The organism is Parerythrobacter aestuarii, from assembly GCF_030140925.1.
GTDB lineage: Bacteria > Pseudomonadota > Alphaproteobacteria > Sphingomonadales > Sphingomonadaceae > Parerythrobacter > Parerythrobacter aestuarii.
Map to the genome: position 1 here is coordinate 73,568 of NZ_JARBWD010000001.1, position 13,577 is coordinate 87,144.

The 13,577-nt window shown below is 63.6% G+C and carries 14 protein-coding genes; 3 read left to right on the plus strand and 11 right to left on the minus strand.

What is annotated here, in order from left to right; genetic code table 11:
- Positions 1 to 15: 15 nt before the first annotated feature.
- From pheT to QPW08_RS00435, 8 genes are all read right to left on the minus strand, one after another.
- On the minus strand, positions 16 to 2,427 hold the full coding sequence (pheT, locus tag QPW08_RS00400; protein ID WP_284123752.1) for a phenylalanine--tRNA ligase subunit beta: 2,412 nt from the start codon (positions 2,425 to 2,427) through the stop codon (positions 16 to 18).
- Positions 2,424 to 3,524, minus strand: coding sequence for a phenylalanine--tRNA ligase subunit alpha (gene pheS, locus QPW08_RS00405; protein ID WP_284123753.1), 1,101 nt, complete (start codon positions 3,522 to 3,524; stop codon positions 2,424 to 2,426). Before pheS ends, pheT begins: the two co-directional genes overlap by 4 nt.
- 93 nt (positions 3,525 to 3,617) lie before the next feature.
- Complete coding sequence (locus tag QPW08_RS00410; protein WP_284123754.1) at positions 3,618 to 4,511, minus strand: helix-turn-helix domain-containing protein; 894 nt, start codon at positions 4,509 to 4,511, stop codon at positions 3,618 to 3,620.
- A gap of 81 nt (positions 4,512 to 4,592) precedes the next feature.
- Positions 4,593 to 5,480 (minus strand): helix-turn-helix domain-containing protein, encoded by an 888-nt coding sequence (locus tag QPW08_RS00415; RefSeq protein ID WP_284123755.1) that lies wholly within the window; start codon positions 5,478 to 5,480, stop codon positions 4,593 to 4,595.
- A gap of 124 nt (positions 5,481 to 5,604) precedes the next feature.
- On the minus strand, positions 5,605 to 5,964 hold the full coding sequence (gene rplT, locus QPW08_RS00420) for a 50S ribosomal protein L20 (RefSeq protein ID WP_284123756.1): 360 nt from the start codon (positions 5,962 to 5,964) through the stop codon (positions 5,605 to 5,607).
- A gap of 29 nt (positions 5,965 to 5,993) precedes the next feature.
- Positions 5,994 to 6,197: a 50S ribosomal protein L35 gene (gene rpmI, locus QPW08_RS00425; protein WP_165195972.1), complete on the minus strand. Its 204-nt coding sequence runs from the start codon at positions 6,195 to 6,197 to the stop codon at positions 5,994 to 5,996.
- Between the two features lie 146 nt (positions 6,198 to 6,343).
- Positions 6,344 to 6,757, minus strand: a complete 414-nt coding sequence (locus tag QPW08_RS00430) for a gamma-glutamylcyclotransferase family protein (RefSeq protein WP_326521310.1) — start codon at positions 6,755 to 6,757, stop codon at positions 6,344 to 6,346.
- A complete protein-coding gene (locus tag QPW08_RS00435) occupies positions 6,754 to 7,527 on the minus strand; it encodes an inositol monophosphatase family protein (RefSeq protein WP_284123757.1) in 774 nt (257 codons plus the stop codon). Before QPW08_RS00435 ends, QPW08_RS00430 begins: the two co-directional genes overlap by 4 nt.
- Before the next feature lie 232 nt (positions 7,528 to 7,759).
- Between QPW08_RS00435 and QPW08_RS00440 the strand changes: the two genes are divergently transcribed.
- Positions 7,760 to 8,569 (plus strand): helix-turn-helix domain-containing protein, encoded by an 810-nt coding sequence (locus tag QPW08_RS00440; protein ID WP_284123758.1) that lies wholly within the window; start codon positions 7,760 to 7,762, stop codon positions 8,567 to 8,569.
- A gap of 108 nt (positions 8,570 to 8,677) precedes the next feature.
- A complete protein-coding gene (locus QPW08_RS00445; protein WP_284123759.1) occupies positions 8,678 to 9,649 on the plus strand; it encodes a helix-turn-helix domain-containing protein in 972 nt (323 codons plus the stop codon).
- Here QPW08_RS00445 and QPW08_RS00450 read toward each other — a convergent pair.
- Together QPW08_RS00450 and glpX are read right to left on the minus strand one after the other, a co-directional pair.
- Complete coding sequence (locus QPW08_RS00450) at positions 9,630 to 10,565, minus strand: ribose-phosphate pyrophosphokinase (RefSeq protein WP_284123760.1); 936 nt, start codon at positions 10,563 to 10,565, stop codon at positions 9,630 to 9,632. The genes QPW08_RS00445 and QPW08_RS00450 overlap by 20 nt on opposite strands.
- A 115-nt stretch (positions 10,566 to 10,680) precedes the next feature.
- Entirely contained in the window at positions 10,681 to 11,682 is a 1,002-nt protein-coding gene (glpX, locus tag QPW08_RS00455; protein ID WP_284123761.1) for a class II fructose-bisphosphatase, read from the minus strand.
- A gap of 56 nt (positions 11,683 to 11,738) precedes the next feature.
- Between glpX and QPW08_RS00460 the strand changes: the two genes are divergently transcribed.
- Entirely contained in the window at positions 11,739 to 12,218 is a 480-nt protein-coding gene (locus QPW08_RS00460) for a hypothetical protein (RefSeq protein WP_284123762.1), read from the plus strand.
- A gap of 5 nt (positions 12,219 to 12,223) precedes the next feature.
- Here the strand turns inward: QPW08_RS00460 and QPW08_RS00465 are convergent, their stop codons facing one another.
- Positions 12,224 to 13,549, minus strand: coding sequence for a homoserine dehydrogenase (locus QPW08_RS00465; RefSeq protein WP_284123763.1), 1,326 nt, complete (start codon positions 13,547 to 13,549; stop codon positions 12,224 to 12,226).
- Positions 13,550 to 13,577 lie beyond the last annotated feature (28 nt).

The following is a 13,577-nucleotide window of genomic DNA, read 5'->3' on the forward strand; positions in this document are numbered from 1 at the left end:
CGCAGGCGTTACGCCCTAGCCACGCAACTCTGCTCCCAGCTTGCCAGCCGCCGCCACGATACGGTCGGAGATCGCCTTGATCTCCTCGTCCTTGAACGATTTCTCGCCCGGCTGCAGTATCACTTCGACTGCTACGGACTTCTTGCCATCGGGCACACCCTGCCCTGCAAAAACGTCGAAGATCCGAGCTTCAGTGATGGCCTGTTTGTCTGCACCCTTCACCGCCCGGACGAGATCGCCTGCTACCAACTCGAACGGCACCAGGAAGGCAAAATCGCGCGTGATCGATTGCAGCGCCGGCGGGGCATAAGCCTCGCGGGCGAACCCGGCGTTCTTCCGGGCCGGGATTGCGTCAAGGAAGAGCTCGACCGCCACCACCGGACCATCGATGTCGAAGGCCTTGAGCGTAAGCGGGTGCAGCGCACCGAAGCGCGCCAGCACGTTCTTCGGTCCCAGCCGCAAGGTGCCGGACTGGCCCGGGTGGAACTGGCCTCCCGCCTCACCCATCACCATCAGTTTGTCTACCGGCGCGCCCGCGGCTTTCAGCAGGGACTCGGCCACACCCTTGGCATCATAGGCATCGAAGCGCTGCGACTTGCCAACGGACCACCCTCGCGGTGTCTTTTCGCCAGCCAGCACTACGCCCAGCGTCGGCTTCTCGTCGCTGGCACCATCCCTGCCCCGGAAATAGCGCCGCCCGATCTCGAACAAGCGGCTGCTTGCTGCACCACGATCGGCGTTGTTCTTGGCCGCCATCAGCAGGCCCGGAAGCATCGACGGGCGCATCGCCTTCATGTCTTCGCTGATCGGGTTTTCGAGAACCCATAGCTCTGCGCCGTCAGCGAAATGCTCGGCCTCCGCGGCTGGCAGGAAGGCCCATGTCACAGCTTCATGCAGGCCACTTGCAGCAGCCGCGCGGCGCAGCTTGCGCTCCAGCATTTGCAGCGGCGAAGCCGTCGGGCGCGCAACGCCATCGACCCGCGGCAGCGGCGTGCTGGCGACATTGTCGAGCCCGATATTGCGGACGATCTCTTCCACGAGGTCCGCCTGACCTTCGATATCGTGCCGACGGCGTGGCACTTCCATGACCCAGGTCTTGGCACCCGGACCTATCCGTTCCTGTGTCACCACAAAGCCTAGCGACTGCAGAATATCGAGCTGTTTGCCTTCGTCGACCTCGATCCCGCCCAGCTTTTGGACTTGCAGCGGTTCGAACTCGACGACCAGCTTGCCCTGCGGCGGAGTGCCAGCTCGCACCATCTCGCTAGCGCCCCCGCCAGCAAGCTCCACGATAAGACCCGTGAGAAGGTCGAGCCCGGTCTCGAGGAAATCGGGATCGACCCCGCGCTCGAACCGCGTTCGTGCGTCGGAGGCCAGGCCCAGTTTGCGCCCCGTTACGCCGATCCGTTCGGGATTGAAGTAGGCGATCTCCAGCAGAACGTCGGTGGTGCTCTCGGTAACACCGGAATCCTCGCCGCCCATGATGCCGGCAATATCGTGCACACCGGCATCGTCGGCGATCACCGTCATGGTGTCGTCAAGCGTGTAGGTCTTCTCGTTGAGCGCCAGCACCTGCTCGCCGGTCTTGGCGCGGCGCGCAACGACCGCACCGGTCAGCTTGGCGAGATCGTAGGCATGCGCCGGGCGGCCATAGGCCAACATCAAATAGTTGGTGAGATCGACCAGCAGCGAGATCGGGCGCTGACCTGCGCTGATCAGTCGCTGCTGCAGCCAGTCAGGCGAAGCGCCATTGGTCACGCCCTTCACCACTCGGCCATAGAACGCCGGGCAGCCTTCAGGATCGTCGGTCCGGATTTCGATCGGGCAGGGGTCCATCGCCTCGAAGCTCGGGATCGCAACCGGCTTCAGTGTGCCAAGACCCGCCGCCGCGAGGTCTCGGGCAATGCCGTAGACACCCATGCAATCGGGGCGGTTGGGCGTGATGGCAACGTCGATCACTGGCGAAGAACCATGATAATCGGCAAAGCTGGTGCCGACCGGCGCATCGGCAGGCAGCTCGATGATGCCATCGTGCTCGTCGCCAAGCTCCAGCTCGCGCACCGAGCACATCATGCCGTTCGATTCGACCCCGCGGATCGCGCTCTTGCGCAGTTCCATGCCGTTGGCGGGGACGACCGCCCCGGGCAGGCCCAGTACGCCCTTCATCCCGGCGCGCGCATTGGGCGCACCGCAGACCACCTGCAGCGGATCGCCTTCCCCGGTGTTGACGGTGAGCACCTGCAGCTTGTCGGCATCGGGATGCGGTGCAGCAGTGAGCACTTCGGCAACGCGGAAGCCTGCCAACCGCTCGGCCGGGTCCTCGACATCCTCGACTTCGTGCCCGATGCAGTTGAGTGTGGCGACGATCTCGTCGAGGCTTGCCTCGGTTTCGAGATGGTCCTTGAGCCATGTAATGGAGAATTTCATGCGCATGCTCCCACCCCGGCCGACAGGGTCGGCTGGTCGAACGGGCTGAAGCCATAGTGGCCCAGCCAGCGCGGGTCGCCATCGAAGAAGGCGCGCAGATCGTCCATCCCGTATTTGAGCATGGCGAGCCGGTCGACGCCGAGGCCCCAGGCAAACCCCTGCCATTCATCGGGATCGAGCCCGGCCATTTCGATCACGCGGCGGTTGACCATGCCGGACCCGAGCAATTCCATCCAGGCGTGTCCGTCGGCATTGCCGTCGCCACCGACGACGCGGCGACCACCTTCGCGCGAATAGCCGACATCAACCTCAACCGAAGGTTCGGTGAAAGGGAAGTAGCTGGGGCGCAGGCGCAGCACGATATCCTCACGCTCGAAGAAGGCCTTTAGGAAGGTTTCCAGCGTCCACTTGAGATGGCCCAGGTGGATATCGCGATCGATTACCAGTCCCTCGACCTGATGGAACATCGGCGTGTGGGTGGCGTCGCTGTCGGAGCGATAGACCTTGCCCGGGGCGATGATGCGCAGCGGGGCACCCTGTTCGACCATGGTGCGGATCTGCACCGGCGAGGTATGCGTCCTCAAGAGCATGCGGTTCCCGTCGGCATCGCTGTCGGGGAAATAGAACGTGTCATGCATGGCGCGCGCGGGGTGCGTCTCGGCCATGTTGAGCGCGGTGAAGTTGTGCCAGTCGTCTTCGATCTCCGGACCGGTGGCGACGGCAAAACCAAGGTCGACGAAAATCTCGGCCAGCTCGTCCATGACCTGGCTGACCGGGTGGACCGAACCCATCGGCGCGTCAGGCGCAGGCAGCGTGAGGTCGAGCGTTTCCGTGGCCAGCTTCGCTTCCAGCTCGGCCCGTTCGAACTCGTCCTTGCGCGCCGTGATCGCATCGGCGGCAGCGGCCCGCGCGCCCTGGATCCTCGGCCCTTCGGCCTGCCGTTCCTCAGGGCTCATCTTGCCGAGCGTCTTGAGAAGCGCAGAAATCGTTCCCTGCTTCCCAAGATATTCCACCCGCAGCGCTTCCAGCGCATCGGCATCTGCTGCCGCGGCAATGCGCTCTAGCGCCTCGTTCTTCAGTTCTTCAGCCGTACTCATGGTCTCATCCGCCCCTTCCGGAAGGGGCCTCATTTCTCTTGAAGGGGTGGCCTCTAGCCGAGGGGCGGGCGGTTCCCAACCCCCAATTGCGCATCAGGCCTTTGCCGGTTCGTGCAACACCTGCATGGCTTGGCCTGCGGCCTCCATCCGACCGCGCATCGCCGCCATCAGGATCGGGTGCTCCAGCTTGGCGTAAGCACTCGGGCTCATGGTCATGAAGCGGTGGAAGTCGCGTACAAAATGGGCCTGGTCATGATAGGCGCAATCGAGGCTGTCGATCCAGCTCATGCTGTGATCGAGCATATACCGCGCCAGGCTGCGTAGGAAGCGCTGGCGGCGCAACAGCAGCTTGGGCGGAAATCCGAAGACCTTGCGACACAGCCGCTCCAGCGTGCGCGGCGACATCGCCGCGTGTTCGGCAAACTCGGCCACGCTGTTCACCTCCGGGTCGACCAGCGCCGCATTGACCCTGGCGATCCGCTCCTCGCCGCTGACCTGGCGATCGAGCAGCCGTCGCAGCCCCAGCTGCAAATGCAGCGCTTCGCCCACGACGTCCATGGGTCCGTTGAAAAGGCCAACGCCAATACCCGCAAGATCGGTCAATCCATCATCGACCGTCGCATCGCAGAACCGGTCCCGATATTCGGATGCGTCGGCACGGCAGAACGTGGCCCATCCCAGCGGCAGCAGGCCGACGCCCCAGAACCGGCCCTGCCGGATGCGGAAGCGGGTGCACATGCTGGTCGGGCCAGTCATCACTGTCGAGGGCACCGGTGCCAGCGGATCGGGCCCGATTCCGGCTTCAAGCTCGGAGCCCTGGCGAAAGCGCAAGTTGGCCCACTCAGGATGCAGCCAATCTTCGAGGAACCCGCCGCCAATGTTGCCGACCTCCATATGATAGAGCGTTGTAACGAAGGGGGCCAGGTCCGGTCCGGGCATCACGAAACGGATGCGGATCGCCGGCGCGTCAGCCGAGTTGCTGCGCATGAATGTACCCCCATTGCATCAATCGTTTGCCATGCCTCTTAGCCAAGGTGGAAACCCACGGTCCAGCGCATCATACCGAGGTCAGACCCCAGTCGATGCGGCGTTGACATCGGTCACGCGGACCGGGGTGCCCCATACTTTCTGGCGGTTGGCCATGAAGGCCCGCATGATCGGGTGGTCCTGCGCTGCGTACTCGGTCGGGCTCATGCCCATGAAGTGGTGAAACTCACGCACGAAATGCGGCTGGTCATGATAATGACGATCAATCGTTTCGCTCCACCGGGCTTCATCTTCGACCATGAAGGAAGCGAGACTGCGAACCAGCCGTTGACGCCTGAGCACGACATTGGGACTGAAGCCAAACGATTTGAGGCAAACCCGCTCCAGCGTCCGCACACTCACCCCCGCCCGTTCAGCGAAGTCGGGGATCTGGAGCAGGTAAGGGTCGACCATGGCAACCTGGACGGCCCGGATCCGCTCTTCGTCACGGGGCGGGCGGAACTGCTCGGACAGTCCATCGCAGAGGAGGCGATATTCGCTCCAGTCATCGATGGCAGCTTCTTCCAATGCCGCGGCAATTGGCGCAAAATGCCGGAAGGCGGGGTGCGTCGAGCCGTCGGTTGCGAGATTGACCAGCGTGCTCGCCGGCGCCCGAACAAAACTCGCCCACCCCAGTGGCAACAGTCCGAAACCCCAAAGGCGGGACTTGCCGATGGAAAAACTGATCGGGCGATTGGTCGGGCCGGTAGCAAAGAAACCGCCTTCTCCTAGCGGTTGACCGTCAAGATGGCCCTGTCGTCGTGCACTATGGCTGAGAAATCGAAGGTTGCTCCATTCAGGCAGGAGCAAATCGGTCAGGACATCGTCGCTTGGGAGGTCTACTTCGAGCCGATAGATCGTCGTGATGCAATCCACGAACTGATCGGGCACCGGGAAGAACTTGAGGTCTAGGGCTGGCTGGTCGCTCATGGGCTCTCTTGGCAAGACCCTATCGTGTCGGATTCATACAAGCAACCACGGGGTCGCCCATAGGAAACGGGGCGCCGCGACCGTGTCGCGACGCCCCGCGTCATTTTCAACTTCAAATGACCGTTCAGGCCGGCAGGGCAGCCTTGGCCTGCGCTATGACGGTCTTGAATGCTGCTTCCTCGTTCATGGCCAGGTCGGCCATGACCTTGCGGTCGAGTTCGATGCCGGCGAGCTTCGCGCCGTGCATGAACTGCGAATAGGTCAGGCCTTCTGCGCGAACGGCAGCATTGATGCGCTGGATCCACAGGGCGCGGAAGTTGCGCTTCTTCACCTTGCGGTCGCGATAGGCGTACTGGCCGGCCTTCTCGACGGCCTGACGGGCGATACGAATGGTGTTCTTGCGGCGACCGCGATAGCCCTTGGCCTGGTCCAAAATCCGCTTGTGCTTGGCGCGGGTGGTTACACCGCGTTTGATGCGAGGCATGTCATCTGCTCCTTAAAATCGAACCGGGCTCAGTCGAGGCCGTAGGGGGCCCACTTCTTCACCGTCTTGGTGTCGGCTTCCGACAGGACAGTGGTGCCGCGGTTGGTGCGGATGTACTTCGCATTGTGGCTGATCAGGCGGTGGCGCTTGCCGGCCACACCGTGCTTGATCTTGCCAGTGGCGGTGATCTTGAAGCGTTTCTTCACACCGCTCTTGGTCTTCAGCTTGGGCATTTTCATCTCCTATTGCAGAGACACGTCCGAACCGGCCCTGGCAGCCCTTGTCGCCAGGCAGGCAGATAATCACGTGTCAGTGAAGGGCGCGCACATAGCGCCTCAGGCGCAGAATGCAAGCGATTCGGACCGACGCCGTCGTGCGCCTAGCCCTTGAGCACCGGCCGTCCGGTTTCTGCCAGCCAGCGGGCAAAATCGCCATGCTCGATCGGCTCGAGGCCAGTGATTGGTCGCTTCCAGCAATAGGCCTGCGCAGTGGTCCAGTGACCGCCCTCGGGCTGGACGGCAACTTCGCGGCGATCGTAGTCGATCCCTTCCAGCTCGAACGCGTCGAGCGCTGCGAGATCGACGCCGGCACCGTCGAACATCTGTCCATGCACCAGACCGCCGGCGGCATCGGGCACCATGGCCGGATGCCATCCGCCGCGTTCCTCGATGGCATAGAGATGGCCGGTGGTGACCGCCGGCATGCCCGCTCCAAGCCCGGCCACGAGCTCCACCACGGCACCTTCGGCAAGGTTGGGCTGCAGGACGCCGTAGAAGAACAGTGCCAGGCTCAGCCCATCGCCTCCAGCACGTCTTCCAGCCGCGCGGGATCGCCCAAAGCGATGACGCGGCCGTCGCTGCCAGCATCAAGCGGGTTGCCTTGCCAGTCGCTCATCAGGCCACCTGCACCTTCGACTACAGGGACCAGTGCGGCATAATCGTGCAACTTCAAGCCGGCCTCAATCACCACGTCGACATGGCCGCTCGCAACCAGCCCGTAGTTGTAGCAATCGCCGCCGTAGATGATCTTGCGCTCGGCGACCGACTTGGCGACGCCCATGAAAGCATCGACATCCGCGCCGGAGAATTGGTGCGGGGTCGTAGTGCCGAGAACGGCATGCGCCAGGTCCTTGCAGGCTGCGGCCTGCACCAGCTTGCCGTTGAAAGTCGTGCCTTCGCCAATCCGGCCAACCCAGCGTTCCTGCGCGATCGGCTGGTCAATCACGCCCAGCACCGGCCAGCCGTCCTGCAGCAAAGCAATCAGCGTGCCGAAGATCGGACGACCAGCGATGAAGCTGGTGGTACCGTCGATCGGGTCGAGCACCCATTGCCGACCTGCGCCTTCGTTGCGGGTGCCAAATTCCTCGCCAACGATGCCGTCATCGGCACGCTCGGCCTCGATAATCGCCCGCATCGCCGCCTCGGCAGCCTGGTCAGCTTCGGTCACGAAGCTGCGGTCGGCCTTCTGCTCTAGGTTCCATTGCCCCCGGAACAGAGGGCGGATCGCGGCGCCGGCAGCATCGGCGAGGCGATTGGCGAGAGCAAGGTCGTTCGTGATTGTCATCACGCGCGGCGATGCGCGCCCGGCAGCATCGGGTCAAGCCAAGTTTGCCTAATTGCTACATGCAGCGTAGTCGGCACCGTTGAGGGCAGAAAAACCTATGGGGTTTCAGGAACAACGTCGTCAGTCGCGACTAAAGGGTTCACAATTCGACACGACCAGAGATGGCGCCCGGATTTCGATCAACCGGCAGCCGCGCGAGAGCTTGCGCCCTTGGGTCGCACATGTCTACGGCATGGAGCTGCAGGCTCCAGTATCCTCGGTCATTTCGTGCGGAATCTTCGCAGATTCTGCCATGTTGCGGGTCCTGCTGCATGGTGACTGGCACGCCGATTCGCGTGATGGCTCTTTTCTCTTCAGCGAGGAAGCTCTCTATTTCGGGCCCCAGAGCAAGCGCATGCCGGTGAGCGTGCGCGGCGGCTTTGCCAGTGTCGGCATGGCCTTGCGCCCCGGCTCCAACCGGGTTCTGGGAGGGCCGAGCACACCCGACGTGGTCGATCGGATCATCCCCTACGAGGGGTTGGGCTGGAACCAGCAGGCACTGATGGCACGGTTCGATCCGACTGCCAGCGTGGAAGAATGGATGGTGGAGCTCGAAAACTGCATGGAATTGCTGGTCCGGCAATCCGGTGGAACGGAGCCCGATGCCACGACCGCAGGATTCCACCATCTCGCGCTGAGCGATCCCAACATCACTGTAAGCGATGCTTCCGACCTGCTAGGCGTCGACAAGCGCAAACTGGAACGCGTGGTCAAACGCGACTTTGGCCTGACTCCGAAACAGGTCCTGCGCCGGGCACGGGCACTGGACATGGCCGCTCATCTGCGCGGCGTTGCCGACATTGAAGAGGCGCAGGAGCTGGTGCTGCGCTATTTCGACCAGTCGCACCTGTCGCGCGACTTCACGACCATGTTCGGCATGACCCCGCTGCAATTCGTCCGCACGCCGCAACCGCTGCTCACCATCACGCTGGAATCGCGCCAGGCCCGACGGCTGGAAGAGCTGGAGCGGATTGGCCCAGGCGACCGGAGGCCCTGGCAGTAGTCGGAACCAGCCCGCGCATAAGCGCTTGGGGCCTATTGCCTCTACTGCCGGAGCGTGACAGGCATCGCAACGTGGGTCGCACCACCCCGAATTGCCGGGAAACCAACCGTGTCACGACCGGGTCCATCACCGCAACTGTCGCAGACAGGAGCCACTCCCGACGGGGTGCCGCTTGCGCTCAACCGGGCGCCTGCGGCCGATCTTGAACCGTGGATCGCCCGCGTGATGGTCGCCATGGCCGATGCTCGCGATGACAGCACCCAGACTGGTTATCTGTGCAACGATGCTGCCTATGTTCGCACAGCGATCGGGGCCGACTGGACAGTCGAAACTGCCGACGGAAGGCTGGAGATTCGCGACGAGACTTTCCTTTGCGGCCAGCACAGCAAGGCCTGGAAGTTGCTCTACCGAGGCCCGGTGATCGTCGCAGGCTTCATGCTCAAGCCGGGCGCCATGCGCGCTATTTGGGGAGTCGAGGACGGGACACTCGTCGACCGGATCCGACCGATGGCCCATATCGGCGTGGCCGATAGTGACCTCACCGATATCTATCGCAAAGGCATCGAAGGCGAGGACTGGCTTTGCCAGATCGAGACCTGGCTGCGCGACCAGATCCGCCAGCGCATGGCCCGCCCTCCGGCTCGGCTCTCGCAGAAATTCGAAGAGGCTGCCTTTGCCGACCCCAACATTGCGCCGGGCGAGTTCTGCGGCGCAGAATCTCTGTCGCTGCGCCGGTTGCAACGGGTCTGCAAGCGTGATTTCGGTCTGACGCCGAAACAAGTGCTGAGGCGCGCCCGCGTGCTCGACCTGGCCGCGCGGATGTGCGGGGTCGCCGACGAGGCAGAGGAAACCGAGTTCCTGCTGCGCTATTTCGACCAGTCCCATCAGATCCGCGACTTCTCCGCCTTCTTTGGCAGCAGTCCGCGCCAGTTCATGGACAACCGCCAGCCCTTGCTGACCCTGAGCCTGGAGATCCGGCAGGCACGGCGGCTTGAACTGCTCGACCGGATCGCACCCGATGCCGTGCGCCCGTGGATGCGGCAGCAGCTGGTCCCGGCGGTCAGTCGAACAGCGAGCTGACAGAGCTTTCGTCGGCGATCCGGCGCACCGCCTCGCCGATCAGCGGGGCAATGGTGAGCGTGCGGATCTTCTTGGCGTCGGTCACCGCATCGGTCGCGCCGATGGTGTCGGTGATGACCAGCTCGGTAAGTGCCGAGCCCTCGACCCGCGCCACCGCGCCGCCCGAGAGCACACCGTGGGTAATATAGGCGGCGACCGAACTCGCCCCCTGCTCCAGCAACGCTTCGGCTGCGTTGCAAAGCGTACCGCCGCTATCGACGATATCGTCTATCAGGATGCAGTGGCGGCCCTTCACATCGCCGATGATGTTCATGACTTCGCTTTCGCCCGGGCGATCGCGACGCTTGTCGACGATCGCCAGCGGGGCATTGTCGAGCCGCTTCGCCAGCGCGCGGGCGCGGACCACGCCGCCGACATCGGGGCTGACGACCATCAACTCGCGATCGCCGTAGCGGGCCTGTATATCGGCCGCCATAGTCGGCGCAGCATAGAGGTTGTCGGTAGGGATATCGAAGAAACCCTGGATCTGACCGGCGTGCAGGTCCACCGCCAGCACCCTGTCGGCACCGGCCTCGGTAATCAGGTTGGCGACCAGCTTGGCCGAAATCGGCGTGCGCGGACCGGGTTTGCGGTCCTGTCTCGCATAGCCAAAATAGGGCACCACCGCGGTGATCCGCTTGGCTGAAGCGCGGCGCAGCGCGTCGATACCGATCAGCAGTTCCATAAGGTTGTCATTGGCCGGGAAGCTGGTCGACTGCACCAGGAACACGTCCTCACCGCGAACATTCTCGTGGATTTCGATGAAGATCTCTTCATCGGCAAACCGCCGCACGCTGGCATCACACAGCGGGATCTCGAGATAGGCGGCAATCGCCCGGGCCAGCGGCAGGTTGGAATTGCCGGACATGATTTTCATGAGCGAGGTCCCCATTGGTGCTGCGAATCGCCGGGCGATCCGGATCGCCACCGGATTAGCCGTGCGTCATGGTATTGCAACATGGCGAGGCAGCGCTTTCCCCGCCCCTTGCCAGTCAGATCCGGTGTTCGCCCTTGATCCACCTGACAGTGCCCGAGCTGGCCCGCATGACAACGCTTTCAGTCGTCATCACCCGCTGGCCGCCGACACCGCGCTTGCGCTTGACGCCTTCAAGCAGAGAGCCCGATGTCACGCCGGTGGCAGCAAAGATGCAATCGCCCTTGGCCAGCTCTTCCAGCTTGTAGATGCGGTCGAAATCGGAATCGGGAATGCCCCATTTGCGGGCGCGGGCCTTCTCGTCATCATTGCGGAACACAAGCCGGCCGTTGAACTGGCCGCCCACGCAGCGCAGCGCGGCTGCCGCCAGCACGCCCTCGGGTGCACCGCCCTGGCCCATATACATGTCGATAGTGGTATCTTCGTCGGTCACTGCAATGACCCCGGCAACGTCGCCATCGCCAATCAGCACCACACCGCAGCCGAGGCCACGCAGCTCCGCGATCAGCTCGGCGTGGCGCGGGCGGTCGAGCACGCAGACAATGATGTCCTTGGGTTCGACACCCTTGGCTGCGGCCACAGCCTGGACGTTCTCTGTCGGTGTTTTGGCCAGGTCTATGATCCCGTCGGGATAGCCGGGGCCGATCGCCAGCTTGTCCATATAGGTGTCGGGGGCATTGAGCAGGTTGCCTTCTTCCGCCGCAGCCAGAACCGCCAGCGCGTTGGGGCCGGCCTTGGCAGTGATGGTGGTGCCTTCGAGCGGATCGAGCGCGATGTCGATCTTGGGTCCCTTGCCCGGCGCACCGCCCACCTTCTCGCCGATATAGAGCATCGGCGCTTCATCGCGTTCGCCTTCGCCGATCACCACTGTGCCGTCCATGTAGAGCTCGTCGAAAGCCTGGCGCATGGCTTCGACTGCGGCGGCATCGGCGGCTTTCTCATCACCGCGACCGATCAGCTCGGAGGCGGCGATGGCAGCAGCCTCTGTCACGCGGACCATTTCCAGCACCAGCACCCGGTCGAGGACAGAGCTGGCGGCGGTGGTCTTGGTGGTGTTCATGGCGAATTCAGTCCCTCTCGTAAGATGTGCGGGCCGCCTAGACCGGGAGTATGGCAATGTCGATACAGCGCGTGGGCGTTACCACATGTTGCGCCATGCTGCTGATGGGACAGGCGGCCCCGCCTGCGAATGGACCGCTCGATCCGAAACCTCCGGAACCCGGCACCGCTGAAACAGCCTTTGCCGATGCAGAAAAGGTCTATGGCCCGCCGCCGCCGGAACCCGAAGTTGCCGCCGACTGCGACGATCCCAGCGGTGACGAGATTGTCGTTTGTGCAGCGCTGGAGGAACAAGAACAGTTCCGGGTCCCCTCAAGCCTAGACGAGGGAAAGGAAGACCACCTGGCCTGGACGGGCGATCCACCCGATGTTGCCGGCCCTGGCATTTTCAAGGGTAAGGCAACGGTCAGCGGATGCATCAAGGGTGTGACCTGCCCACCGCCCCCCGCCTACATCTTCGACATCACTGCCCTTCCCGAAGCACCGCCCGGTTCCGATGCCGACAAGATTGCCAAGGGCGAGATGCCCGAGCCCTGAGCAGCTCAGCTGCGCAGGATCGGCATCACCAGCGGTTCGGCGGTCAGGCTCTCGGACCCTTCGAGCATGGTGATAGCTTCGCGCACATTGCGCACTGGCCCCATATGCGTGACCATTGCCACCAGCACGCCGTCATCGCCATCGGGCCCCGAACCGTTGACACCTTCCTGGATAAGGCTCTGGATCGAGACCCCGGCATCGCGCATGGCAGCGGCAATCTCGGCAAGTACGCCGGGCCGATCGGCAACCATGAAACGAATGTAAGAGCGGCTTTCCCGCGCACCGGAATCCGCCTTGGGCATGGGCACGAGATCATGTGCGGGGACCGAGAATGGCGCGCCACTGTCGCCCCGGGCCAGCTCGATCAGGTCCGCCACGACAGCACTGGCCGTCGGACCATCGCCTGCACCAGCCCCCTGGAACAGCAGGCGGCCAACGAAATTGCCTTCCGCGACCACCGCATTGGTCGGGCCATTGATCGGAGCCAGCGGATGGTCCTTCGCGACAAGGCAAGGGCGCACGCGCTGCAGCAGCCTGGATGTGCTACCAGCAGCCTCGACATCGGCCACGCCGATCAGGCGGATGACATAACCGAGGGCATCGGCTTGCGCGATATCGACTGCCCGCACCCGCCGGATGCCTTCGACTTCGACGCTGGCGAAATCGATTTCCGCCCCAAAGGCAAGTGCGGCGAGGATCGCCAGCTTGTGGGCGGCATCGACCCCGTCGATGTCAAACGCCGGGTCGGCTTCGGCAAAACCCAGTCGTTGCGCCTCGGCGAGCGTTTCGCCGAAGTCTGCGCCGCTCGCTTCCATGGTCGTGAGGATGTAATTGCAGGTCCCGTTGAGGATGCCATAGACGCGTTCGATAGCATTGGCTGCAGCGCCTTCGCGCAGACCCTTCAGCACCGGGATACCGCCAGCGACCGCAGCTTCGAACCGCAGCCCTGCACCATTGCTTTCGGCCAGCTGCGCCAGCTCCATCCCATGATGCGCGATCATCGCCTTGTTTGCGGTGACGAACCCCTTGCCCAATCCCAGCGTCTTCCGTGCCAGTGCCAGCGCGGGGCCATCCGAGCCGCCAACCAGTTCCAGTACGACATCGACATCGGGGCGGGCGGCCATGGCGGTCATGTCATCGCACCATGCATAAGGCGCAAGGTCGACGCCGCGATCCCTGGCACGGTCGCGTGCGCTGACAGCCGTCACTTCAATTGGGCGACCGGCGCGCGCTTCGACAAGCGAACGGTTCTCTTCCAGCAAGCGGATCACGCCGGCACCGACAGTGCCCAGCCCGGCGATGGCGATACGAAGGGGTGATACTTCACTCATGCGCGCCGCTCTAGCGAGCGGGAGGCAC

Coding starts and splice junctions, on each gene's coding strand:
- rplT (WP_284123756.1), bottom strand. CDS start 5,964: ATGCCTCGCATCAAACGCGGTGTAACCACCCGCGCCAAGCACAAGCGG.
- QPW08_RS00450 (WP_284123760.1), bottom strand. CDS start 10,565: ATGAAAATCATGTCCGGCAATTCCAACCTGCCGCTGGCCCGGGCGATT.
- QPW08_RS00460 (WP_284123762.1), top strand. CDS start 11,739: ATGTCGATACAGCGCGTGGGCGTTACCACATGTTGCGCCATGCTGCTG.
- QPW08_RS00435 (WP_284123757.1), bottom strand. CDS start 7,527: ATGACAATCACGAACGACCTTGCTCTCGCCAATCGCCTCGCCGATGCT.
- QPW08_RS00415 (WP_284123755.1), bottom strand. CDS start 5,480: ATGAGCGACCAGCCAGCCCTAGACCTCAAGTTCTTCCCGGTGCCCGAT.
- rpmI (WP_165195972.1), bottom strand. CDS start 6,197: ATGCCCAAGCTGAAGACCAAGAGCGGTGTGAAGAAACGCTTCAAGATC.
- QPW08_RS00440 (WP_284123758.1), top strand. CDS start 7,760: ATGGAGCTGCAGGCTCCAGTATCCTCGGTCATTTCGTGCGGAATCTTC.
- QPW08_RS00410 (WP_284123754.1), bottom strand. CDS start 4,511: ATGCGCAGCAACTCGGCTGACGCGCCGGCGATCCGCATCCGTTTCGTG.
- pheS (WP_284123753.1), bottom strand. CDS start 3,524: ATGAGTACGGCTGAAGAACTGAAGAACGAGGCGCTAGAGCGCATTGCC.
- glpX (WP_284123761.1), bottom strand. CDS start 11,682: ATGAACACCACCAAGACCACCGCCGCCAGCTCTGTCCTCGACCGGGTG.
- QPW08_RS00465 (WP_284123763.1), bottom strand. CDS start 13,549: ATGAGTGAAGTATCACCCCTTCGTATCGCCATCGCCGGGCTGGGCACT.
- pheT (WP_284123752.1), bottom strand. CDS start 2,427: ATGAAATTCTCCATTACATGGCTCAAGGACCATCTCGAAACCGAGGCA.